This is a genomic window from Streptomyces sp. NPDC048349 (assembly GCF_040651925.1).
GTDB lineage: Bacteria > Actinomycetota > Actinomycetes > Streptomycetales > Streptomycetaceae > Streptomyces.
In genome coordinates this window covers 1-23,306 of sequence record NZ_JBEZLA010000088.1, presented here as the reverse complement: position 1 = coordinate 23,306, position 23,306 = coordinate 1, and the positions used below count along the sequence as shown (strand labels likewise).

The following is a 23,306-nucleotide window of genomic DNA, read 5'->3' as shown; positions in this document are numbered from 1 at the left end:
TGCCCCCGTACTGGACGTACTTGGGCTTTCGGCCGGTGCGGCGAGAGTGCGTGCCGGGCACCGCGACGCCGCGGACCTCCGTCAGACACCCCCTATACGGCCCAGCCCGGGCCGGCCCCGGCTCAGCCCCGGTAGAGGGCTTCGATCTCGTCCGCGAAGTCCTTCGCGACCACGTTCCGCTTGAGCTTCAGCGACGGCGTGATGTGGCCCGACTCCTCCGTGAACTGGGAGGGCAGAATGCGGAATTTCCGCACCGATTCCGCCTTGGAAACCGCCGCGTTGCCGTCGTCGACGGCCTTCTGGACGGCGGCGTTGAGCTCCGCGTCGTCGCGCAGCTGCGCCGCCGTCACACCGGCCGGCTTGCCGTTCTCCGCGGCCCACCGGCCGAGGAACTCCTCGTCGATGGTGACCAGCGCGGCCACGAACGGCCGCCCGTCGCCGACGACCATGCACTCCGCGACCAGCGCGTGCGCCCGGATCCGGTCCTCGATCACGGCGGGCGCGACGTTCTTGCCGCCCGCGGTGACGATCAGCTCCTTCTTGCGCCCGGTGATCGTGAGGTAGCCGTCCTCGTCGAGGGTGCCGACGTCGCCGGTGTGGAACCAGCCGTCGGTCAGGGCCTCGGCAGTCGCCGTCTCGTTCTTCCAGTAGCCGGTGAAGATCTGCTCGCCGTGCAGCAGCACCTCGCCGTCGTCCGCGATGCGCACCACGGAGCCCGGCATGGGCTGGCCGACCGTACCGATCTTCTGCTTGTCCCACGGGTTGAAGGTGGTCGCCGCACAGGACTCCGTCAGGCCGTAGCCCTCCAGCACCGTGAAGCCGATGCCGCGGAAGAAGTGCCCGAGCCGCTCGCCCAGCGGAGCGCCGCCGGAGATCGCGTACTCGCCGCGCCCGCCGAGGACCGCGTGCAGCTTGCTGTAGACGAGCTTGGTGAACAGCTTGTGCTTGAGCTTCAGGCCGAAGGACGGCCCGCGGGGGGTGTCCAGCGCCCGGCTGTAGGCGATCGCCGTCTCGGCGGCGGCGTCGAAGATCTTGCCCTTGCCCTCGGCCTGCGCCTTGGCGCGCGCCGAGTTGTAGACCTTCTCGAAGACGCGCGGCACACCGAGGATCAGGGTGGGCCGGAAGGACTGCAGCTCGTCGGTCAGGTTCTTGATGTCCGGTACGCAGCCCAGCCGGATCGGCGCCAGCACGGCCGCCACCTCCACCAGGCGGCCGAAGACGTGCGCCGCCGGAAGGAACAGCAGGACCGAGCACTCGCCGGTCTTGAACAGCGGCTTCAGCCGCTCCACGGCGTTGCCGCACTCCGCGAAGAAGTTGCGGTGGCTCAGCACGCAGCCCTTGGGGCGGCCCGTGGTGCCCGAGGTGTAGACGATGGTGGCCGGGTCGTCCGCGCACGCCAGGCTGCTGCGCTCGTCGACCTCGGCGTCGGTGATCGCGGCGCCCGCGCTCTTGAGCGCCTCGAGGGCGCCCTGCTCGATCTCCCAGACCTCGCGCAGTTCCGGCAGCCGGTCGCGCAGCGAGGCCACCGCCGCGCCGTGCCCGGGGCTCTCGACGACCGCGGCGACGGCGCCGGAGTCGCCGAGGATCCACTGGATCTGCTCGGGGGAGCTGGTCTCGTACACCGGGACGGTGACGCCGCCCGCCGTCCAGATCGCGAAGTCGATCAGCACCCACTCGTAGCGGGTGCGGGAGATCAGCGCGACCCGGTCGCCCGGGCGGATGCCCGCCGCGATCAGGCCCTTGGCCGCGGCCCGGACCTCGGCCAGGAATTCGGTCGCGGTCACGTCCTGCCACCGGCCGTCGACCTTGCGGCTCATGACGGCGGTGTCGGGATGCTGCGCGGCATTGCGGCGGATGAGATCCGTCAGGTTCCCGTCCGACGGGACCTCGTACAGGGCCGGAAGGCTGAACTCGCGCAAGACTGCTGCTCCTCTGGGCGCCATCGCCACCATGTGGACCGACCGGACGTTACCCACCGGTAGTGGGTTCCGGATAGAGGGAACCGGCCAGATGTTCCCTGCGTCACACGAGACGGCCTTTTCGTGCCGACACTAGTCGACCCCGCCGAAGACTCGGAAGTAACCGCAGGTCCGGCTGCATCCGGCACCCCCTCTACCCGGCCTTCACCCGGCCGCCCTAGGGTGGCCGCATGGCTGGCAGCATGCGGGACGGGACGTCGGGTACGAGCGGATCGAGCCGCACCGGGCTGCGCACCTCATCCCGCACGCGGGTGCACGTCGTGAGCGACGTGCACGGCAACACCGAGGCCCTCGCCCGGGCGGGGGACGGCGCCGACGCGCTGATCTGCCTGGGCGACCTCGTGCTCTTCCTCGACTACGCCGACCACTCGCGCGGGATCTTCCCCGACCTGTTCGGCGTCGAGAACGCCGACCGGATCGTCGAGCTGCGCACGGCGCGCCGCTTCGCCGAAGCCCGTGCCTTCGGGCGGCAGCTGTGGGCGGGGCTGGACCGGGAGCGGCTCATCGAGGACGCCGTGCGCCGCCAGTACGCACAGATGTTCGCCGCCTTCCCCAGCCCGACGTACGCCACGTACGGCAACGTCGACATGCCGACGCTGTGGCCCGAGTACGCCGACCGGCCCGGCCTCACCGTGCTCGACGGGCAGCGCGTGGAGATCGGCGGCCGGGTCTTCGGCTTCGTCGGAGGCGGCCTGCCCTCGCCGATGCGCACCCCGTACGAGGTGGACGTGGAGGAGTACGCCGCCAAGGTGGAGGCGCTGGGCGAGGTGGACGTGCTGTGCTCGCACATCCCGCCGGAGGTGCCGGAGCTCTGCTACGACACGGTCGCGCGCCGCTTCGAACGGGGCAGCGAGGCCCTGCTGGCCGCCATCCGGCGCACCCGCCCCCGCTACGCCCTGTTCGGACACGTCCACCAGCCGCTCGCCCGCCGGATGCGGATCGGCGGCACCGAGTGCGTGAACGTCGGGCACTTCGCGGCGACCGGGAGGCCCTGGGCCCTGGAGTGGTGAGCTCCGCACGCACGGTAGCCTTCGAGCGGCGGCCGAAGGCCGCACACTTCCTCGAATAACTCCACGGAGGAGCGACCGCGATGGCGGAACACACCAGCTCAAGCATCACGATCGACGCCTCGCCGGCCGACGTGATGGCCGTGATCGCCGACTTCGCCCGTTACCCCGAGTGGACGGGCGAGGTGAAGGAGGCCGAGGTGATGGCCGCCGACGCCGAAGGCCGGGCCGAAAAGGTCCGGCTGCTGCTCGACGCGGGCGCGATCAAGGACGACCACACCCTGTCCTACACCTGGAAGGGCGAGGACGAGGTCAGCTGGACCCTGGACAAGTCGCAGATGCTGCGGCAGCTGGACGGCTCGTACCGGCTGACCCCGCTGGCGGGTGGCAAGTCCACCGAGGTCACCTACCAGCTGACCGTGGACGTCAAGATCCCCATGCTCGGCATGATCAAGCGCAAGGCCGAGAAGGTCATCATCGACCGCGCCCTGGCCGGCCTGAAGAAGCGCGTGGAATCGACCGGCTGAGGCCCTGGACACCGTCACCGTGCACACCTTGCTGATCACCGGCCCCGGCGGGGCCGGGCGGACCACCGTGGCCGCGGCCACCGCCCTCGCCGCGGCCCGGCAGGGGCGGCGGGTGCTGCTGCTGTCCGGCGACGTCGGGGACCCCCTCACCGCCCTGACCGGGGAACCGGTGGGGGAGCCCGCCGAGGCCGCGCCCGGACTGCCCGCCGTACCGGTGGCGGGCGGGGTCCGGGTGGCCCGGGTGGACTCCGGCGAGGAGTTCCGGGAGGAACTCGTCGCCCTCCAGGAGCGCGGATCCGCCCTCCTCGGGATGGTCGGGGCCCGGCCGCTGGGCGCCGAGGAACTCACCGAGCTGCCCGGCGCCGAGCAGTTCGCGCTGCTGCGCGCCCTGCGGCGGGCCGCCGCCGCGCCGGCCTGCGACCTCGTCGTCGTCGACCTGCCCCCGCTCCACCAGGCCCTGGCCGCTCTGGCCCTCCCCGCCCAGCTGCGCCGCTACCTCGCCCGGCTGCTCCCCGCGGAGCGGCAGGCCGCCCGCGCCCTGCGGCCCGTCCTGGCCCAGCTGGCCGGGGTGCCCATGCCCGCGCAGTGGCTCTACGAGACCGCCGCCCGGTGGGACGAGGAGCTCGCCGCGGTCCAGTCCGCCGTCGAGGCCGACACCACCGAGGTCCGGCTGGTCGCCCAACCGGGGCCGGCCGCCGCCGAAGCGATCCGGCTGGGCCGGCTCGGACTCGCCCTCCACCAGCTGCCCGCCTCCGCCGTCGTCGCCAACCGCCTCCTGCCCGAGGGATCAGCCGACCCCTGGCTCGCCGGGCTCGCCGCGCAGCAGGGCAAGTACGCCTCCGAGTGGGCCGGGGAGGTCCCCGTGGTCCGGCTCGGCCACCTCGGCCGGGACCCGCGCGGCCCGCAGGACCTGGAACAGCTCGCCGCCGACGGGCTCGTCCCGCAGCGGCCCGCACCCCGCCCGGAGTGGACGGTCGAGGACCGGCTCGCCGAGGACGGGGTGCTCGTCTGGGTGGTCCCGCTGCCCGGTGCGCACAAGCACGAGCTCGACCTGATCCGGCGCGGCGACGAACTGCTGCTCACCGTGGGCCCGTACCGCAGGATCGTTCCGCTGCCCGCCGCGCTGCGCCGCTGCAGCGTCTCCGGCGCCGCCCTGGCCGAGGACGGCCTGCGCATCCGCTTCACCCCGGACCCCGGACTGTGGCCCCGCACGCCCTGATCCGCGTACCGCCGTTCGGGTACCGTCGAAGATAGCCAGTACCGCACGCACCGCAGCTGCCGCAGGAGAGTCCGCCATGAGCGAGGCCACCGACCGCCCCACCGACGACGCCTGGGCCAAGGCCTGCGCCGAGGACCTCGCCGCCGAGAAGGAGCGCCTGCGCGGGCAGGGCGGGACGGGGGGCCAGGGCACCGGGACCGCCGCCGAGGAGCTGTTCAAGCTCTTCGAGGCCGTCGCCGACAAGGTCTCCGGCCTGAACAACCCCCTCATCGGCAGCGCGGCCCAGGGCGCCGTGCGCCAGTTCGTCAACCAGGCGAAGACCGCCGCCAAGCCCGTCATCGAGCGCAACCCCGAGGTGTTCGACCACCTCGCGGCCGCCGGATCCGAGCTGCTCGCCGCCTACCGCTCGGCCGTCGAGGGCCACGAACGGCGCTGGACGCGGGGCGAGCCGCCGGCCCCCCGGCAGGGCTCCGGCGAGCGTGATCCCCGGGATGAGGGCCCCGGCGACGGCCCCGCCGAGCGGATCGATCTCGACTGAACGCCCTCCACCCTCGGGTACGGTGGGCCGTGGCGGGGTTTGACCGGAAACCGAGGGACTAATGGGACTCACCATCGGCGTCGACATCGGCGGCACGAAGATCGCGGCCGGCGTGGTCGACGAAGAGGGCACCATCCTTGAGACGTACAAGGTGCCCACCCCGCCGACCGCGGACGCAGTGACGGAGGCCATCTGCGCCGCCGTCTCCGAAGTCAGCAGCAACCACACCATCGACGCCGTCGGCATCGGCGCCGCGGGCTACGTGGACGACAAGCGCGCCACCGTGCTCTTCGCCCCGAACATCAACTGGCGGCACGAACCGCTCAAGGACAAGGTCGAGCAGCGCATCGGCCTGCCCGTCGTGGTGGAGAACGACGCGAACTGCGCCGCCTGGGGCGAGTACCGCTTCGGCGCAGGCCAGGGCCACGACGACGTCATCTGCATCACGCTCGGCACCGGCCTCGGCGGCGGCATCATCATCGGCAACAAGCTGCGCCGCGGACGCTTCGGCGTCGCCGCCGAATTCGGCCACATCAGGGTCGTCCCGGACGGCCTGCTGTGCGGCTGCGGCAGCCAGGGCTGCTGGGAGCAGTACGCCTCCGGGCGCGCGCTCGTCCGGTACGCGAAGCAGCGCGCCAACGCCACCCCCGAGAACGCGGCGATCCTGCTCTCCCTCGGCGACGGCACCCCCGGGGGCATCGAGGGCAAGCACATCAGCCAGGCGGCCCGGCAGGGCGACCTGGTGGCCATCGACGCCTTCCGCGAGCTGGCCCGCTGGGCCGGCGCGGGCCTGGCCGACCTGGCCTCGCTCTTCGACCCGTCGGCGTTCATCGTCGGCGGCGGGGTCTCCGACGAGGGCGACCTCGTCCTCGACCCGATCCGCAAGTCCTTCAAGCGCTGGCTCGTGGGCGGCGCCTGGCGTCCGCACGCGCAGGTGCTGGCCGCCCAGCTGGGCGGCAAGGCCGGGCTCGTGGGCGCGGCGGACCTGGCGCGCCAGGGCTGACCGCCGTCCCCCGTACGTGACCGCCCGCCGCGCCCCTTGGGGGAGCGGCGGGCGGCGTCATATCTTGCGGGCATGGACCAGCTGCCGAAGTCCCGTACGGAGCCCGACGGTTCTGCCGTGATCCGGGTGCTCAGCTACAACATCCGCTCGCTGCGCGACGACGAGGAGGCGCTCGCCCGGGTCATCCGGGCCTGCGCACCGGACCTCGTGTTCGTACAGGAGGCGCCGCGGTTCTTCCGGTGGCGCAAACACGCGGCCCGGCTCGCCGCGAAGTGCGACCTGGTCGTGCTGGGCGGGGGCGCGACGGCCTCCGGGCCGCTGCTGATGTGCTCGCTGCGGGTCTTCGTGGAGCGGGCCGAGGACGTCCTGCTGCCGCGCACCCCCGGCCTGCACCGGCGGGGCTTCGCGACGGCGGTGGTCCGGATCGGGGGCGTCCGGGCGGGCCTCCTGTGCGCGCACCTGTCCCTGGACCGTACGGAACGCCGGGCCCAGGCGGATCTCCTGCTGGAGCGGCTCGAGGCGCTGGACACCCCGTACGGGATCGCCGCGGTCGACGTGAACGAGGGCCCGGACGGCCCGGCCTTCGGGAAGCTCGCGGGGGCCTTGCGGGACTGCTGGCCGGCGGCGCCCTGGGGCGGGGAGCGGACGTTCCCGATCTCGTCCCCGCAGCGGCGCATCGACGCGGTGTTCGTCACCGGGGGTGTGGAGGTGCTGGCCTGCGGTGTCCCTGTGGGGCTGCCGGGGGTGAGCGACGCGGACCTGGCCGCGGCCACGGACCACCTGCCGGTGCTGGCCGCCCTCCGCCTCCCGGCCGCGGCGCCGCTGCCGGGTGCCCTGCCCCCGGACCCCCGCGCCTCGAACGCCGGCTGAAACCAGCCCCGCCGGCGCATGAGGCGCGGGTCCGGGGCGGAGCCCCGGGGGCGGGGCGTAACCCTGGCCCCCGTCCAGCCGGGGGCGGAGCCCCGGGGGCAGGGCGCCGGTCGCGCTAGACGACGGCTCCGCGGCCCGGGTCGTCGTCCTCGTCGTCGCCCTGCGCCATCCGCCCGACCAGCGTCGCGAAGCCGCCCAGGAAGCCGCCGATGCCCAGGGTCGTCAGCCACCAGGTCATCTCCCACTGCAGCAGCACGGCCAGGAGCAGCAGCACCGGGCCGCCCACCACCGCCAGCCAGGCGAACTTCGCCGTGGTGTCCGCCTCCGGGAGCTCCGGCTCCGGGGGGACGAAGTGGCCCTCGTCCGCCGGCTCCGCCAGCGAGTGGTCGCGCGGGCCCGGAGTGCCGATGCCCGGGGCACCGACGCCCGGGGCGAAGACCACCGAGCTGCCCAGCGCGGCCGGGGGCTCCGGATCCGCCTCGGGCGCAGGCTCGGGCTCGGGCTCCGTCCCGCGCTGCGCCGAGCGCTCCGGCTCCGGCGGCAGCGGTTTGACGTCCTCCTCCGGCAGCAGGAGGTTCTCGATCGGCTTGAACGGCCGGGCCCCCGGCGGGTCCGGCGGCTCCTGCCCGTACCCGGCGACGATCGCCGCCCACGCCGCTTCCTCGTCCAGCGGCGGAACCCCGCCCGACTGCTCCTCGTGCTCAGCCACCCGCCTGCGCCCCCTCCCTGCCCACGCTCTCCACCAGTCGGCCGACGAACGCATAGCTGTCCGCGAAAATCCGCTCCGCGTCATGGTCCAACGTCGCGACGTGGTAGCTCTGTTCCAGCAGCGTCTCGGTCACATCGGTGGACGAGATCCGCGCCAGGACCCGCGCCGAGTCGGCCGGCGGTACGACGTGGTCCTGCGGGCTGTGCAGCAGGAGGACGGGCTGCGTGACCTGCGGCAGCTCGGTGTCCACCAGCTGCAGGAACTTCCGCAGCGAGTGCGCCGCCCGCGTCGGGACCCGGTCGTAGCCGACCTCCACCGACCCCGGCTTCGCGATGTCGCTCGCGATGCCCGCCGTCGACCGGACGAAGTGCTGGGCCACCGGCAGGGCGAACGCCAGCGGGTCGTGCACCTTGTTGGCCGGGTTGACCAGGACGATGCCGCTGATGGCGTCCCCGTGCCGGGCCGCCAGCCGCAGGGTCAGCGCGCCGCCCATGGACAGGCCGAAGACGAACACCTGCTCGCACCGGTCCAGCAGCTCCCGCAGTGCCCGGTCCACCTCGGCGTACCAGTCCTGCCAGCCCGTGAGCTGCATGTCCTGCCAGCGCGTCCCGTGCCCGGGCAGCAGCGGCAGCGAGACCGTGAGCCCCTTCCCGGCGAGGTACTCGGCCCAGGGGCGCAGCGACTGCGGGGAACCGGTGAAGCCGTGGCAGAGGAGGACGCCGACCTCTCCGCCCTCGTGGCGGAACGGCTCGGCTCCAGGGAGGACGGGCACCAGGGTCTCCTTGATCATGATGTACATCAGGTGGGTGCGTTGCTCTGTGTGACTTCACCGTACGCGACCGGGGTGGCACCGACCAGGGCCGTCGGGCCGCTGCCGGGAGAGGCACGGGATATGGTCTGTTCGACAGACACAGGAAGGCTTTCGAGTTGATCTACGGCGCAATGAAGTTCTCCATCGGCGGTTCCCTGAAGCTCGCCTTCAGGCCGTGGGTGGAGGGCCTCGAGAACATTCCCGCCGAGGGGCCGGCGATCCTCGCGAGCAACCACCTGTCCTTCTCCGACTCCTTCTTCCTGCCCGCGGTACTGGACCGGAAGGTCACCTTCATCGCGAAGGCCGAGTACTTCACCTCCCCCGGCGTGAAGGGCAAGCTGACGGCCGCCTTCTTCAAGGGCGTCGGCCAGCTCCCGGTGGACCGCTCCGGTGCGCGCGGGGCCGGCGAGGCCGCCATCAAGAGCGGCATCGAGGTCATCGAACGGGGGGAGCTGTTCGGTATCTACCCCGAGGGGACGCGTTCACCCGACGGCCGGCTCTACCGCGGCAAGCCCGGCGGCCTGGCCCGCGTGGCCCTCGCCACCGGCGCCCCCGTGATCCCGGTGGCGATGATCGACACCGAGAAGATCCAGCCGCCCGGCAAGGTGGTCCCCAAGCTGATGCGCCCCGGCATCCGGATCGGCAAGCCGCTGGACTTCAGCCGCTACCACGGCATGGACGGCGACCGCTTCATCCTCCGCTCGGTGACCGACGAGGTCATGTACGAAATCATGAAGCTTTCCGGCCAGGAGTACGTGGACATCTACGCCACGGCGGCCAAACGCCAGATCGCCGACGCCGAGAAGGCCGCCGCGAGGGCCGAGAAGGCGGACAAGGCCGAGAAGGCGGACAAGGCCGAGGGCGCGGCGGAGTAGCGACGGGCGAACCGCCCGCGGGGGGTGGGCAGATGGCGAAACGCGAACGCGTCGTGCGCATGTCGGTCGAGCAGCCGCTGTGGCGTGCCCTGACCGCGTACCGGCTGCTGACCATGGGCTACGCGGTGGTGCTGTTCGCCTCCGCCTACAAGAAATTCGACCGGCCCATGGTCGCGGTCGGCTACCTCGCGGGCCTCGCCGTCTGGACGCTGGCCACCTCCTCCAAGGTGGCGAACGCCGCCAGCTGCACCAAGCGGTTCCTCGGCGTCGACCTCGCCGTCGCCCTCACCGGCATCCTGCTCACCCCGCTCGCCGACACCCACGAGCGGATCGCCACGGGCGGCCCCACCCTCCCCAGCATCTGGACCGCAGGCGCGGTCCTCGCCTTCGCCCTCAAGGGCGGCTGGCGCTGGGCCGGCTTCGCCTCCACCTTCGTGGCCGCCGCCAACCTCGTCATCCACGGCGGCGACCCCACCCCCGACACCCTGCACAACGTCCTGCTCGTCTGGGTCGCGTCCGTGGCCATCGGCTACGTCGTCGAGGTGGCCCGGGCCAGTGAGGCAACCCTGGCGCGCGCGCTGGAGATCGAGGCGGCCACCCGCGAACGCGAGCGCCTCGCCCGCGACATCCACGACGGGGTCCTCCAGGTCCTCGCCATGGTCCAGCGGCGCGGCACCGAACTGGGCGGCGAGGCCGCCGAGCTGGGCCGGATGGCGGGGGAGCAGGAGGTGGCGCTGCGCACGCTCGTCTCCAGCGGGCTGGTCCACCCCTCCCGGGTCTCCCGCGACGGGTCGCGCGGCGCGCTGGTGGACGCGTACGAGGTGGACGAACCGGGCGCGGACGAGGGCGAGCTGGACCTGCGCACGCTGCTCGCCCCGCACGCCGGGTGCCGCGTGAGCTTCGCCGAGCCGGGCACCCCGGTGCCGCTGCCGGCGCCCGCGGCGAAGGAGCTCGCGGCGGCCGTCGGCGCCGCCCTCGACAATGTGCGCAAGCACGCCGGGGACGGGGCCAGTGCCTGGATTCTGCTCGAGGACTGGGGCGACGAGGTGATCGTGACCGTCCGGGACGACGGCCCGGGCATCGCGGCGGGCCGGCTCGACCAGGCCGAGGGCGAGGGCCGGATGGGCGTGGCCCTGTCCATCCGCGGCCGGCTGCGCGATCTCGGCGGCAGCGCCGAGCTGGTGTCCGTCCCCGGACAGGGCACCGAGGTGGAACTGAAAGTACCGAGGGGGAGGACCCAGTGAGCGAGCCGAACGAGATCAAGGTGATGGTCGTCGACGACCATCCGATGTGGCGCGACGCGGTCGCCCGCGACCTGGCCGCCGCGGGCTTCGACCTGGTGGCCACCGCCGGCGACGGTCCCGAGGCCGTGCGCCGGGCCCGCGCGGTCACCCCCCACGTCCTGGTCCTCGACCTCAACCTCCCCGGCATGCCCGGGGTGCAGGTCTGCAAGGAGCTGGTCGGGGCCAACCCCGCCCTGCGCGTGCTGGTCCTGTCGGCGAGCGGCGAGCACGCGGACGTCCTGGAGGCGGTCAAGTCCGGCGCGACCGGCTACCTGCTCAAGTCCGCCGGCGCCCAGGAGCTGATCGACGCGGTCCGCCGCACGGCGGCCGGCGATCCGGTCTTCACCCCGGGCCTGGCCGGCCTGGTCCTCGGCGAATACCGCCGCCTGGCCACCGACCCGGCCCCGGCCGCCTCCGACGTGGCCAAGGCCCCGCAGCTGACCGACCGGGAGACCGAGGTGCTGCGGCTGGTGGCCAAGGGGCTCTCGTACAAGCAGATCGCCGAGCGGCTGGTCATCTCCCACCGCACGGTGCAGAACCACGTCCAGAACACCCTCGGCAAACTCCAGCTGCACAACCGCGTGGAGCTCGTCCGGTACGCGATCGAGCGGGGCCTCGACGACGCCTAGTTGGTGACGTCGGTCGTACTTATGTCCTCGTACGAGTGAACGGGGGTACGCAACGCCCCTTGATTCCGCCCGAATTGACTCTTCCGGACCTCTTGCTGTGACCTGGGTCACCACTAGCGTGACCGTCATGGCGAAGGGAGATTCCATGAAGGTCGGAGTGCTGACCGGCGGCGGTGACTGCCCCGGGCTCAACGCGGTGATCAGGGCCGTCGTCCGCAAGGGCGAGCAGGAGTACGGATACGGGTTCATCGGATTCAAGGACGGCTGGCGGGGAGCGGTCGAAGGGGCCACGGTGCCCCTGGACATCCCCGCCGTCCGCGGGATCCTGCCCCGGGGCGGCACCATCCTCGGCTCCTCGCGCACCAACCCGTTCAAGACGGAGAACGGCGTCCGCGGCATCAAGGACAACCTCGCCAAGTACGAGGTGGACGCCCTCGTCGCGATCGGAGGCGAGGACACCCTCGGGGTAGCGGCCAAGCTGTACGAGGAGTACGGCATCCCCTGCGTCGGCGTGCCGAAGACCATCGACAACGACCTGTCCGCGACGGACTACACCTTCGGCTTCGACACCGCCGTCGGCATCGCGACCGAGGCCATCGACCGGCTGCACACCACGGCCGAGTCCCACATGCGGGTCCTGGTCGTCGAGGTGATGGGCCGCCACGCCGGCTGGATCGCCCTGCACTCGGGGCTCGCAGGGGGCGCCAACGTCATCCTCATCCCGGAGCAGCGCTTCGACGTCGACCAGGTGTGCACCTGGGTGACCTCCCGGTTCAAGGCGAGCTACGCGCCGATCGTGGTGGTCGCGGAGGGTGCGATGCCCACGGACGGGGACCTGGTCCTCAAGGACGCCACCAAGGACTCCTTCGGGCACGTCCGGCTGTCGGGCGTCGGCGAGTGGCTGGCCAAGGAGATCGAGGCGCGGACCGGGAAGGAGGCCCGGACGACGGTGCTCGGGCACATCCAGCGGGGAGGCACTCCGAGCGCCTTCGACCGGTGGCTGGCCACCCGCTTCGGGCTGCACGCGATCGACGCGGTGCGCGAGAAGGACTTCGGCAAGATGGTCGCCCTCAAGGGGACGGACATCGTGCGGGTGCCCCTCGCCGAGGCCACGGCGAAGCTGAAGACGGTGGACCCGGCGCTGTACCGGGAGGTCGGGGTCTTCTTCGGCTGAGCGGCGACACGGACCCATGGGTCGTAGGGTGACCAACGACCCATGGGGCACGAAGTAGGGAGCCGGCGTGGAGATCCTGGCATTCGGTGTGACCGCCGACGAGAAGCCGCTCCTGGAGCGCGCCTTCGACGGAGAGCACGAGGTGCGCTGCCTCGACGTCTTCCTGAGCGAGGACACCGCGCCCATCGCCGCCGGGTACGAGATCGTCTCCTCCAGCGTGAACGCGGACCTGGGCGGCCGGGTGCTGCGGACCCTGGCGCAGGGCGGGACGAAGCTGATCGCCCAGCGCTCCACGGGCTTCAACAACATCGACCTGGACGTGGCCCGGCAGCTGGGCATGACCGTCAGCCGGGTCTCGTACTACTCGCCCTACTCCGTGGCCGAGTTCGCCTGGACCCTGGCGATGGCCGTGAACCGGCGGATCGTCCGGGCCTCCAACCGCACCCGCGATTTCGACTTCCGGCTGAACGGGCTGATGGGCCGGGACCTGCGCGGCCGCACGGTGGGCGTGCTCGGCACCGGCAAGATCGGCGAGGCCTTCACCCGGATCGCGCACGGGTTCGGGATGAACCTGCTCGGCTGGGACATCGCGCAGAACCCGGCCTGCGTGGAGCTCGGCATGAAGTACGTGGACAAGGAGGAGCTGTTCGCCTCCTCGGACCTGATCAGCCTGCACGTCCCGCTGATGGAGTCCACCCGCCACATCGTCGACGCGGCGGCCCTGCGGCTGATGCGGGACGACGCGATCCTGGTGAACTCCAGCCGCGGCGGGCTGGTGGACACGGACGCGCTGGTCGCGGAGCTGCGGGCGGGGCGGTTCGCGGGGGTCGGCCTCGACGTGTACGAGGCCGAGGCCGGGGTGTTCTTCCTGGACAAGTCCCTGGAGGCCGTCGAGGACGACACCCTGGCCCGGCTCGTCACGTTCCCGCACGTGGTGGTGACCTCGCACCAGGCGTACTACACGACGGACGCGGTGGGCCAGATCATCGCCACGACGGTCGCCAACGTCGCCGACTACCTGGCCGGCCGCAGCTCACAGAACACCCTGGTCCCGGCTCCGGGAGGGAGCGCGGCGGGCGCCCCCGCCTAGGCAGGGGCGCCCGCCCGGACCCCTTCCACCAGCTCACGCAGCAGCTCCGCCCCGCGGAGGGTGAGCACCGACTCCGGATGGAACTGGACCCCGGCGTACCCGCCGGCGGCGGAGCGCAGGGCGTGGACCTCACCCGTCGCGGGGTCGCGGGACACCTCGACCCCCACGGGCTCGGCTCCGGCATCGCACCGCGCGGTGTACGTGTTGTAGAAGCCGACCACCTCCTGCGCCCCGAACAGGTCGATCCGCGTCTGCGCCCCCTGCGCCGGCTCCGCCTTGCGGACCAGCGGCAGCCCCAGCTCGGCCGCCAGCAGCTCGTGGCCCAGGCAGACCCCGAGCAGGCCGTGCCGGTGCCCCGCCAGGAGATCGGCGGCCAGTCCGCGCAGCATCCGCATCTTCGGGTCCGCCGCGTCCGCCGGGTTCCCCGGGCCCGGGCCCAGCACGATCGGCCCCGCCCAGGCCAGCGCCGCCGCCCGCAGCCCCGGATCGTCGTAGCGGCGTACGGTCACCTCCAGACCGGCCACCCGCAGCACGTGGGCCAGCATCGCGGTGAAGGTGTCCTCGCCGTCCACCACCAGCGCATGGCCGGCCGGCGCGGCCGGCTGCTCCTGCATGCGCAGCCAGAAGGGGGCCAGGTCCGCCCGCCGCGCCGCCAGGGCCGCCTGCACCCGGGGGTCGTCCGCCAGCCGCGCCCCCTCGAAGGCCGGGCGGGGCGCCGCCGCCCGGACCCCGAGCGCCGCCAGCACCCCGGCGGCCTTGGCATGCGTCTCCGCCACCTCGCCCGCCGGATCGGAGTGCCGTACGAGGGTGGCGCCGACGGGCACCCGCAGCGCCCCCTCGGAGTCGATGTCGGCGGTGCGGATCAGGATGGGGGAGTCCAGCATCTGGGCGCCCGCGGAGTCGACCCCGAGCAGGGCCAGTGCTCCCGCGTAGTAGCCGCGGCCCCCGGCCTCGTACCGCTCGATCACCCGGCAGGCGTTCTGCACCGGCGAGCCGGTCACCGTCGCGGCGAACATGGTCTCCCGCAGCACATCCCGCACGTCCAGCGAGGACCGGCCGCGCAGCTCGTACTCGGTGTGCGCGAGGTGGGACATCTCCTTCAGCCGCGGCCCGACGACGACCCCGCCCATGTCGCCGACGGTGCACATCATCTTCAGTTCCTCGTCGACCACCATCGACAGCTCCTCGGTCTCCTTGCGGTCGCCGAGGAAGGCGAGCAGGGAGTCCACGGTGGGGCCGCCGTCGGGATGGCGGTACGTCCCGCTGATCGGGTTCATCACCACCGTCCCGCCGGACATCCGCACGTGGACCTCGGGGCTGGCCCCGACCAGTGTGCGGTCCCCGGTGTGGACGACGTAGGTCCAGTACGCGCCCCGCTCGCCCTCCAGCAGCCGCCGGAACAGGGCCAGGGCGTCCGCCCGGCCGAAGCCGTCGATCCGGCCCTCGTAGGTGCGCCGGATGACGAAGTTGGCGCCCTCCCCGCGGCCGATCTCGTCCTCGATGACCCGCTCGACCGTGGCCGCGTAGTCCTCGTCGGGGACGTCGAAGCCGCCCCCGTCGACCCGGACGGCGTGGGCGGGCAGCGCGGCCAGGGCCTGCGCCAGCGGGATCTCGTACGCCTCCTCGGCCACCAGCACGCTCAGCGGCGTCCCGTCGTCGCGCACGTCGAACCCGCGCTCCCGGATCTGCCGGAAGGGCACCAGGGCGAGGGTGGGCAGCTCCCGGACGGGCAGGTCGGCGAGGCGCTCGGCCTCGTGGACCGGGCCGAGCAGCACCTCGACGGTGTCGTGGTCGCGGCCGGGGGTCCGCCGGCGCAGCAGGGCGAACGGCGGGCAGGAGTCGTCGAGCAGTCGGCTGAGATTCATTCGGAGCGGCGTCCTTCCGGTGGGAGGAGCGGCCCCTGGCCCGCGCACGGACGCGAAGGCCGCCCCTCGGGGCGGCCTTCGCGTCGGTCGTGTCGTGGTTCTAGGTACGCGCGAGGAGTGGGCCGCCGGAAGCGGGCCACCACCAGTCCTGGTTCGTGTGCGCGTACATGCCGCGCACCTTAGCCCAGATCGGCCCCGCGGCGCCGGATGCGTCTCACGGCGCGGGATGAACCATGGATTCCGAATTTTCGGGGTCCGTCGGCCTTCGACTGCGCCCGTCTCACCAGGTGGTCGCACGGCTGGACCGGACGAATGACACCGTAATGTGTACGAGGTGACCGTGAACGCTGAAACCCAAGCCCCCGCCGCCAAGGCGACCTGGCGAGACCTTCCCGCGGCGCAGCAGCCTTCGTACCCCGATGCCGAGGCTCTGCGCGCTGTCGTCGCGGACCTCGAGTCGTATCCTCCGCTCGTCTTCGCGGGCGAGTGCGACCAGCTGCGCGCCCGTCTGGGAGCCGTCGCCAAGGGCGAGGCGTTCCTGCTGCAGGGCGGCGACTGCGCCGAGGCCTTCGACGCCGTGTCCGCCGACCACATCCGCGCCAAGCTCAAGACGCTGCTCCAGATGAGCGCCGTGCTGACGTACGCGGCCTCCGTGCCCGTCGTCAAGGTCGGCCGCATCGCGGGCCAGTACTCCAAGCCGCGCTCCAAGGACACCGAGACCCGCGACGGCGTCACCCTGCCGACCTACCGCGGTGACTCCGTCAACGGCTTCGCCTTCACCGAAGAGGCCCGGATCCCGGACCCCGAGCGGCTCAAGCGCATGTACCACGCGTCGGCCTCGACGCTGAACCTGGTCCGCGCCTTCACCACCGGCGGTTACGCCGACCTGCGCCAGGTGCACGCCTGGAACCAGGACTTCGTGAAGTCCTCCCCGTCCGGGCAGCGCTACGAGCAGCTCGCGCGGGAGATCGACAACGCGCTGAACTTCATGAAGGCCTGTGGCACCGACCCGGCCGAGTTCAAGGCCGTCGAGTTCTACGCCTCGCACGAGGCGCTGCTGCTGGACTACGAGGGCGCGCTGACCCGTACGGACTCCCGCACCGGCAGGCTGTACGACACCTCGGGCCACATGGTCTGGATCGGTGAGCGCACCCGCCAGCTGGACCACGCGCACATCGAGTTCTGCTCGCAGATCGCCAACCCGATCGGCATCAAGCTCGGCCCCACCACCACGGTGGACGAGGCGCTGACGTACATCGACCGCCTGGACCCCGAGCGCGAGCCGGGCCGGCTGACCTTCGTCGTCCGCATGGGCGCCGACAAGGTCCGCGACAAGCTCCCCGAGCTGGTCGAGAAGGTCACCGCCTCCGGCGCCACCGTCGCCTGGGTCACCGACCCGATGCACGGCAACACCTTCGAGGCGGCCTCCGGCCACAAGACGCGCCGTTTCGACGACGTGCTCGACGAGGTCAAGGGCTTCTTCGAGGTCCACAAGGGTCTCGGCACCCACCCGGGCGGCATCCACGTCGAGCTCACCGGTGACGACGTCACCGAGTGCGTGGGCGGCGGCGACGAGATCTTCGTCGACGACCTGCACCAGCGCTACGAGACGGCCTGCGACCCGCGGCTCAACCGCAGCCAGTCCCTGGACCTGGCGTTCCTGGTCGCCGAGATGTACCGCGATCAGTAAGTAGACAGCTACGACGACGGGGCGCGGATCGATGTGATCCGCGCCCCATCGTCGTATCCGGGTCTTTTAGGGAACCCTAACTTTGGGTACGGTTAGGTAAGCCTCACCGAATCGGGGATGGCTCGCCGAACCGTTCCGCCCAGGGAGGTGAACCGCGTGTACGTCTGCTCTTGCTTCGGGATCACCGACAAGCAGGTGAAGGACCACGCGGCCGCCGGGGCCTGCACCCCGCGCCAGATCGCCTCGGCCACCAAGGCGGGCACCGACTGCGGCTCCTGCGTGCGCACCATCCAGGGAATACTCGGCCGCGGCGCGTGCCCCCGCCGGGAACTCCTGGAGAAGGGCAACGCGGCAGCCGTCCTCGCCGCCGACGTGCCGTCGGCCCCGGCCGCGGCGCCCTCGCTCGCGGAAGCCGCGTAGAGCGGTACGGCCCGTCGGGTCAGCTCGGCTGCTCGATCAGCTGCGCGATGTAGAGCGGCTCGCCCAAGGACTCGATGAGCTCCAGCTGGGTGTCGAGGTAGTCGATGTGGTGCTCCTCGTCCTCCAGGATCTCCTCGAAGAGGCGGGCGGACGTGATGTCGCCCTTGCCGCGCATGACCTCGATGCCCCGCTTGAGCCGGTCGATGGCCTCGACCTCGACCTGGCGGTCCGCCTGGAACATCTCGGTGATCGTCTGCCCGACCCGGACGTGGAAGAGGCGCTGGTAGTTCGGCAAACCGTCGAGCATCAGGATGCGCTCGGTGATCTTGTCCGCGTGCTTCATCTCGTCGATGGACTCTTCACGCGTGTACTTGGCGAGCTTGGTCCAGCCCTTGTTGTCCTGGATGCGGTAGTGCAGCCAGTACTGGTTGATGGCGGTCAGCTCGCCGGTCAGCTGCTCGTTCAGAAACTCAAGGACCTCGGGGTCGCCCTGCATCGCAGAGGCTCCTTCCAGGCAATGTCATTCATGACGGGGCTGGGGGCACCTCCGGCCGTGGCCGGGGGGATGGGGCGCATCCTTGCACCGCCGCTGGGGGTCGTCCAGTAAGTGCCTCCTTAGTGGGAGTTGCCGTGACTTGCCCGAATCGGTCCAGACCTGGTCATGACCACCCCACCGCGTCTGTCACCATGGAGTCATGGGTCAGCCGGAAAGCCGGGAATCTCCGGGAGCAGAGCAGGCGGAGCTTCCACCGGGGCAGCGGTTGCAGCGGGGCTGGCCGGTCACCCACTACGGTCCGGTACCCAAGTTCAAGCCCGACCGCTGGGAGTTCCGCGTCTTCGGCGCGACGGCCGACGGGGACAAGCGCTGCTGGAACCACGAGGAGTTCGCGGCGCTGCCGTTCGAGTCCGTCGTGGCGGACCTGCACTGCGTGACCAAATTCAGCATGACGGGGGCCGAATGGGGCGGCGTGCTCGCCCGGACGATCCTCGCCCTCGCGCCGCCCGCGCCGCAGGTCACGCACGTGATGGTGTGGGCCGAGTACGGCTTCAGCTCCAACATGCGGCTGGCCGACTTCGCCTCCGAGCGGACCGTCTTCGCCACCCACCAGGGCGGTGAACTGCTCACCGCCGAGCACGGGTTCCCGCTGCGGCTCGTCGTCCCGCACCTGTACGCGTGGAAGGGCCCCAAGTGGGTCCGCGGCGTCGAGTACATGACCGCCGACCGCCGCGGCTTCTGGGAGGAGCGCGGCTACCACAACATCGGCGACCCCTGGCGCGAGCAGCGCTACTCGTACCAGGAGGAGCCGGGGGAAGGCCCCGACCTGTAGGGCCGGTCCGGCCTTTCAGTGGTACTGGTGGACCACCGCGTGACCCTTGCCGCGGCCGATCATCCACTTGTTGACCGGCACCGTGATCACGAAGGCGGCCGCGAGCGCGATCGCCAGGACCGTCCAGAACAGCGGGTCCGAGAGGTGCGCGTCCATCGCGCCCGGCCACAGCGCGATCACGCCGTTGTCGATCAGTTCCATGACGGCGATCGACAGGGTGTCCGCGGCGAGGGCCACCCGGACGGCCGTACGGAGGTCAACCCCCGCGCCGAGGATCCCGCGCAGGGTGAACGCGTAGCCGAAGAGGAACGCGAGGATGATCGCCAGGACCATCGTCGGGGCGTTCCCCCAGCCCAGCGCGGTTCCGATGACCATGCCGAGCACCTCGCCGATGGCGCATCCGGTGAGGCAGTGCAGGGTGGCGCGGGCGGCCATGGCCCAGCTGGCGCGTCCGTGCTGCCGGTGAACGTGCTGCCCGGGGCTGAGCTGCCCGGGGCTGTGCTGTCCGGGGCCGTGCTGTCCGTGGCCCTGGTGCTCGTGGTGCTCGTGGTGCTCGTGGTGTGCGTGTTGCATGTCGACCCCCTGGTGGGAAAAGCCGGGTAGCGGTTCCGCCGATGGCGTCAACCGTATACCCCCCAGGGGTATTCCTCCATGCATCCCCGCCGTCACGTCACCCGTGGTCGCGCAGCTCCTTCAGCAGGGCCACGTCCGCCGCGTGCCCCTCCTTGCCGCCCGGGGTCTCGATGATCAGCGGGACGCCCTCCATCGCCGGGTGCGCGAACAGCTCGGCGAAGGCCTCGCGGCCGATGTGGCCCTGGCCGACGTTGGCGTGCCGGTCCCGGTGGGCGCCGACACCCTCCTTGGAATCGTTCGCGTGCACCAGCTTCAGCCGGCCCTCGCCCACCGTGTCCACCAGCAGGTCCAGCGTCACCTTCGTCCCGCCCGGCTCCGCCAGGTCGTGTCCCGCCGCGAAGACGTGGCAGGTGTCCAGGCAGATCCCCAGCTTCGGGTGGTGCTCGAGCGCGTCGAAGTACGGCCCGAACTCCTCGGCCCGCGAGCACAGCGAAAAGCCCTGCCCGGCCGTGGACTCCAGCAGCAGCAACGGGTCGTCGTCGTGCGTCAGCTCATCCAGCAGCGGCAGCATGTGCTCCCTGACCTGCGCGTACGCCGCCTCGCGCGGGCGGCCTGCGGTGGCCGAGCCGGTGTGCACGACCACCCCGAGCGCACCGATCTGCCGGCCCCGGCGCAGCGAGTGGCGCAGCGACTCCACCGACTTCTCGACGGTCGCCTCGGTGTGCGAGCCGAAGTTGATCAGGTACGGGGCGTGCACGTAGGCCGGGATGGACGACTCGGCGCACCCGGCCCGGAACAGCTCGTCCTGCGCCGGGTTGCCGGCCGGGGTGGCCCAGCCGCGCGGATTGGCGACGAAGACCTGCACCGCCTCGGCGCCCATCTCCCGGGCATACGTCAGCCCGACCGAGGCGAGCCCGCCCGCGACGGGGACGTGCCCGCCCACCGGATTGCGTATCACCGCTGTTCACAGCCCCTTGGTCTTGATGACGATCGTGGTGCCCTCGGGGGCGTTCTGGCCGCCGGCCACCGACTGGGACTCCACGGTCTTGCTGAAGGAGAGGAACGGCCGCTCCACCCTGACCTTGAAGCCCGCACCCTCCAGGGCCTTGCGGGCCGCGTCCACCTCCTGGCCGGTCACGTCGGGGACGGGGAGCTGGCGCGGGCCCTTGGAGAGGGTCAGGGTGACGGTGTCCCCGGCCGCAGCCTGGGTTCCGGCGCCGATCGACTGGTTGGCGACCGTACCGGCCGGGGAGGGGGCGTTGACCTGTTCGGGCGCCGTCGCCACCTTCAGGCCGAGGCCCTGGAGCGTGGAGCGGGCCTGCTCGAGTGGGACGCCGGCCACGCTGGGCACCGGAACCGGGCGGCCCTTGCTGACGACCATGGAGACGGCCGTGTCGGGGGCCCGCTTCTCGCCGCCCACCGGGTCGGTGCTGACCACCGAGCCCTGTGCGACGTCCTGGCTGAAGGCCTGCGTGACGACGCCCGGGGCCAGCCCGGCCTTCGTCAGCTCGGCCCTGGCCTCCTCCAGCGGGCGGCCCTTGAGGTTGGGCACGGCCACGACCTCGGGGCCGCGGGAGATGGTGAGGACGACCGCGTCGTTGCCACGGATCTGCTTGCCGCCGCCGGGGGTGGTCGCCATGACCGTCCCGCGCTCGAAGGCCTCGCTGAACTTCCGGTCGATCTTCTTGACGCCCAGTCCGGCGGCGGAGAGTTCCGAGCGGGCCTGGACCTCCGTCTTGCCGAGGAGGTTGGGGACCTTGGTGAACTGGCCGGAGTTGATGTACCAGACACCCGTGCCGAGGCCGAGGGCCAGCAGGACGCCCGCGATGACCAGGAACACGCCGCGTCGGGGCCGGCGCGGGGCCGGCGGGGCGGGGGAGGGGGGAGGCGGCGGCGGAACCTGCAGCCGGGAGGTCTGGTGCAGGGGCTGGTGCACGGCCACCGGGCGCGGGATCACACCGGTGCGGTCCTCGCTGGCCGTCCGCTCCTCGGCGCGCGCCTGCGGCGGTACGGCGTCCAGCTCGGTGTCGCTGAGCTGGGCGCGGACCTCGCGGGTGAGGCCGAGCAGGGCCGCGGCGTCGTGGGGGCGCAGCTCCGGGTTGCGCGCGGTGGCCTGCGCGACGAGCTCGTCGAGGCCGACGGGCAGGCCGGGGACGGTGGCGGACGGGGGCGGTACGTCCTCGTGGAGGTGCTGGTAGAGCACCTGGGCCGGGGAGCCGCCGGTGTGCGGCTTGCAGCCGGTGAGCATCTCGTAGAGCACGACACCGCAGGCGTAGACGTCCACGCGGGTGTCGGTGACGCCGTTCTCGATCTGCTCGGGAGCCAGGTAGGAGACCGTGCCGAGGACGGAGCCGGTGGTGTTGGTCACCGAGTCCACGGACCGGACCAGCCCGAAGTCGGCGACCTTGACCCGGCCGTCGTCGCCTATCAGGACGTTCTCGGGCTTCATGTCGCGGTGCACGAAGCCGGCGCGGTGGGCGGCGCCGAGGGCGGCGAGCACGGGCTCCAGGATGTCGAGGGCGGCCCGCGGCTGGAGCGCGCCGCGCTCGCGGAGCACGTCGCGCAGGGTGCAGCCGGAGACGTACTCCATGGCGAGGTAGACGTACGGCCCGTCCGTGCCCTGGTCGAATACGGCGACGACGTTGGGGTGGGCGAGCCGTGCCACGGACTTCGCCTCCCGGATGAACCGGTCGACGAAGGCGGCGTCCGCGGCGAGCGCCGGGTGCATGACCTTCAGCGCGAGGACGCGGTCGAGGCGGGTGTCGACGGTCCGGTAGACCGTGGCCATGCCGCCGGCCGCGATGCGGGCGTCGACGCGGTAGCGGCCGTCGAGCACGCGCCCGACGAGGGGGTCATCCAGGGTCGTATCCACCCGGCGATTCTACGAGCGCGGCGCGGCCCCCCGGCCCGGACGGGTCGCCTTGCAGCCCAGCTGTGACGTGGGCGGGGGGTAGGGGTTCACGCGTGCGCGGCACTTTCACCCCCTCGAGCAGCCGCCCCTGGCCCGCGGTTGCCCACCCGCCCCCTCGGCGGCGGTGCGGGGGCGGACCGTCTTGCCGGGCGGGGGCTTCGGGGGGCCTGCGCCCCTGGGGCCTGATCAGGGAGGGTTTGGGGGTTTCCCGCCAGTCCCACTGTCCTTCCGGGTCGGGCCGCCCTGTCAAGGGCGCTCCTTCGTCGCGTCGCTTCGCGATGGCCTTCGGCCACCCTTGACAGGCCGTCCCGCCCCGGAAAGACAAGGACTGACGGGAAGCCCCCAAAAGAACGGTCCACTGGTTCACGATCACAGCCATTGGCCATGAGGGACGCAGGGGCCAAGCCCCTGGGCACGATCTGCGCCCGGCCCCGCCAAGAGGCCGGCCCGGGCCGGCGCGCGCCCCAGATCGCTACGCGCTCCTCACGTCTCAGCGTCCAGCGGCCGTCCGGGGCAACTACCCGCACGAGACAGCGACCAGAAGAGCATCCCGGGCCTGTGGGCGCACCAGATCGCTACGCGCTCCCCATCTCTCAGCGTCCGGCGGCCGTCGGGGGTGACTACCCGCACGAGACAGCGACCAGAAGAGCATCCGGGGCCGGTGGGCGCACCAGATCGCTACGCGCTCCCCGTGTCTCAGCGTCCGGCGGCCTGGGGTTGTTCCGTTTTGGCGGACAGGTGTGTTGTCTTGATTCAGGCGGTGGTTGGTTCGTACTGGGCTGGGCTTTGGTAGCCGAGGCTGCTG

At 72.1% G+C, this 23,306-nt stretch carries 22 protein-coding genes; 14 read left to right on the top strand and 8 right to left on the bottom strand.

All coding sequences use genetic code 11. The features are described from left to right. Positions 1 to 122: 122 nt before the first annotated feature. The gene (locus AB0D44_RS31620) at positions 123 to 1,919 is read right to left on the bottom strand and encodes an AMP-dependent synthetase/ligase (RefSeq protein ID WP_362597419.1); all 1,797 of its coding nucleotides are present in this window, start codon (positions 1,917 to 1,919) and stop codon (positions 123 to 125) included. A 242-nt stretch (positions 1,920 to 2,161) separates the two neighbouring features. Between AB0D44_RS31620 and AB0D44_RS31615 the strand changes: the two genes are divergently transcribed. The 6 genes from AB0D44_RS31615 (at position 2,162) to AB0D44_RS31590 (ending at position 7,143) form a co-directional block, all read left to right on the top strand. Beyond that, a complete protein-coding gene (locus AB0D44_RS31615; protein ID WP_362597436.1) occupies positions 2,162 to 2,989 on the top strand; it encodes a metallophosphoesterase in 828 nt (275 codons plus the stop codon). 80 nt (positions 2,990 to 3,069) lie between these two features. Beyond that, the gene (locus tag AB0D44_RS31610; protein ID WP_362597416.1) at positions 3,070 to 3,513 is read left to right on the top strand and encodes an SRPBCC family protein; all 444 of its coding nucleotides are present in this window, start codon (positions 3,070 to 3,072) and stop codon (positions 3,511 to 3,513) included. 19 nt (positions 3,514 to 3,532) lie between these two features. Continuing rightward, complete coding sequence (locus tag AB0D44_RS31605) at positions 3,533 to 4,732, top strand: ArsA-related P-loop ATPase (RefSeq protein ID WP_362597414.1); 1,200 nt, start codon at positions 3,533 to 3,535, stop codon at positions 4,730 to 4,732. A 76-nt stretch (positions 4,733 to 4,808) separates the two neighbouring features. Then, positions 4,809 to 5,270, top strand: a complete 462-nt coding sequence (locus AB0D44_RS31600) for a DUF5304 domain-containing protein (RefSeq protein WP_362597411.1) — start codon at positions 4,809 to 4,811, stop codon at positions 5,268 to 5,270. 61 nt (positions 5,271 to 5,331) lie between these two features. Next, the gene (locus AB0D44_RS31595; RefSeq protein ID WP_362597409.1) at positions 5,332 to 6,273 is read left to right on the top strand and encodes an ROK family glucokinase; all 942 of its coding nucleotides are present in this window, start codon (positions 5,332 to 5,334) and stop codon (positions 6,271 to 6,273) included. A 72-nt stretch (positions 6,274 to 6,345) separates the two neighbouring features. Then, positions 6,346 to 7,143 carry an endonuclease/exonuclease/phosphatase family protein gene (locus AB0D44_RS31590; protein WP_362597406.1) on the top strand — a complete coding sequence of 266 codons (798 nt, stop codon included), beginning with the start codon at positions 6,346 to 6,348 and terminating at the stop codon, positions 7,141 to 7,143. A gap of 115 nt (positions 7,144 to 7,258) precedes the next feature. Here the strand turns inward: AB0D44_RS31590 and AB0D44_RS31585 are convergent, their stop codons facing one another. Next, on the bottom strand, positions 7,259 to 7,852 hold the full coding sequence (locus tag AB0D44_RS31585; protein ID WP_362597404.1) for a hypothetical protein: 594 nt from the start codon (positions 7,850 to 7,852) through the stop codon (positions 7,259 to 7,261). After that, positions 7,845 to 8,624 (bottom strand): alpha/beta fold hydrolase, encoded by a 780-nt coding sequence (locus AB0D44_RS31580; protein ID WP_362597433.1) that lies wholly within the window; start codon positions 8,622 to 8,624, stop codon positions 7,845 to 7,847. Before AB0D44_RS31580 ends, AB0D44_RS31585 begins: the two co-directional genes overlap by 8 nt. A gap of 170 nt (positions 8,625 to 8,794) precedes the next feature. Between AB0D44_RS31580 and AB0D44_RS31575 the strand changes: the two genes are divergently transcribed. The 5 genes from AB0D44_RS31575 to AB0D44_RS31555 all read left to right on the top strand — a co-directional run bounded on the left by AB0D44_RS31575 (position 8,795) and on the right by AB0D44_RS31555 (position 13,714). After that, the gene (locus AB0D44_RS31575) at positions 8,795 to 9,538 is read left to right on the top strand and encodes a lysophospholipid acyltransferase family protein (protein WP_362597431.1); all 744 of its coding nucleotides are present in this window, start codon (positions 8,795 to 8,797) and stop codon (positions 9,536 to 9,538) included. Positions 9,539 to 9,570: 32 nt separating this feature from the next. Then, the gene (locus AB0D44_RS31570; protein WP_362597401.1) at positions 9,571 to 10,782 is read left to right on the top strand and encodes a DUF5931 domain-containing protein; all 1,212 of its coding nucleotides are present in this window, start codon (positions 9,571 to 9,573) and stop codon (positions 10,780 to 10,782) included. Positions 10,783 to 10,805: 23 nt separating this feature from the next. Next, positions 10,806 to 11,450 (top strand): response regulator transcription factor, encoded by a 645-nt coding sequence (locus tag AB0D44_RS31565; RefSeq protein WP_362597428.1) that lies wholly within the window; start codon positions 10,806 to 10,808, stop codon positions 11,448 to 11,450. Between the two features lie 145 nt (positions 11,451 to 11,595). Beyond that, positions 11,596 to 12,624, top strand: a complete 1,029-nt coding sequence (locus tag AB0D44_RS31560) for a 6-phosphofructokinase (protein ID WP_362597425.1) — start codon at positions 11,596 to 11,598, stop codon at positions 12,622 to 12,624. 67 nt (positions 12,625 to 12,691) lie between these two features. Continuing rightward, positions 12,692 to 13,714: a 2-hydroxyacid dehydrogenase gene (locus tag AB0D44_RS31555; RefSeq protein ID WP_362597398.1), complete on the top strand. Its 1,023-nt coding sequence runs from the start codon at positions 12,692 to 12,694 to the stop codon at positions 13,712 to 13,714. On the opposite strand, the gene AB0D44_RS31550 is transcribed toward AB0D44_RS31555, so the two are convergent. Further along, a complete protein-coding gene (locus tag AB0D44_RS31550; protein ID WP_362597395.1) occupies positions 13,711 to 15,579 on the bottom strand; it encodes an anthranilate synthase family protein in 1,869 nt (622 codons plus the stop codon). The two genes, AB0D44_RS31555 and AB0D44_RS31550, sit on opposite strands and share 4 nt — an antisense overlap. A 334-nt stretch (positions 15,580 to 15,913) precedes the next feature. Between AB0D44_RS31550 and AB0D44_RS31545 the strand changes: the two genes are divergently transcribed. Beyond that, positions 15,914 to 17,269 (top strand): class II 3-deoxy-7-phosphoheptulonate synthase, encoded by a 1,356-nt coding sequence (locus AB0D44_RS31545; protein ID WP_362597392.1) that lies wholly within the window; start codon positions 15,914 to 15,916, stop codon positions 17,267 to 17,269. Positions 17,270 to 17,425: 156 nt separating this feature from the next. Next, complete coding sequence (locus AB0D44_RS31540) at positions 17,426 to 17,689, top strand: (2Fe-2S)-binding protein (protein ID WP_362597389.1); 264 nt, start codon at positions 17,426 to 17,428, stop codon at positions 17,687 to 17,689. 19 nt (positions 17,690 to 17,708) lie between these two features. Here the strand turns inward: AB0D44_RS31540 and bfr are convergent, their stop codons facing one another. Next, complete coding sequence (bfr, locus tag AB0D44_RS31535) at positions 17,709 to 18,185, bottom strand: bacterioferritin (RefSeq protein ID WP_030707395.1); 477 nt, start codon at positions 18,183 to 18,185, stop codon at positions 17,709 to 17,711. Positions 18,186 to 18,384: 199 nt separating this feature from the next. Here bfr and AB0D44_RS31530 point away from each other — a divergent pair, with 199 nt between their 5' ends. Beyond that, on the top strand, positions 18,385 to 19,017 hold the full coding sequence (locus AB0D44_RS31530) for a sulfite oxidase-like oxidoreductase (RefSeq protein ID WP_362597386.1): 633 nt from the start codon (positions 18,385 to 18,387) through the stop codon (positions 19,015 to 19,017). A gap of 15 nt (positions 19,018 to 19,032) precedes the next feature. Here the strand turns inward: AB0D44_RS31530 and AB0D44_RS31525 are convergent, their stop codons facing one another. The 3 genes from AB0D44_RS31525 to pknB form a co-directional block, all read right to left on the bottom strand. Beyond that, positions 19,033 to 19,590: a DUF4396 domain-containing protein gene (locus AB0D44_RS31525; RefSeq protein ID WP_362597383.1), complete on the bottom strand. Its 558-nt coding sequence runs from the start codon at positions 19,588 to 19,590 to the stop codon at positions 19,033 to 19,035. A gap of 97 nt (positions 19,591 to 19,687) precedes the next feature. Further along, positions 19,688 to 20,545, bottom strand: coding sequence for a deoxyribonuclease IV (locus AB0D44_RS31520; RefSeq protein ID WP_362597422.1), 858 nt, complete (start codon positions 20,543 to 20,545; stop codon positions 19,688 to 19,690). Positions 20,546 to 20,554: 9 nt separating this feature from the next. Beyond that, positions 20,555 to 22,462 (bottom strand): Stk1 family PASTA domain-containing Ser/Thr kinase, encoded by a 1,908-nt coding sequence (pknB, locus tag AB0D44_RS31515; protein ID WP_362597380.1) that lies wholly within the window; start codon positions 22,460 to 22,462, stop codon positions 20,555 to 20,557. Positions 22,463 to 23,306: the final 844 nt, after the last annotated feature.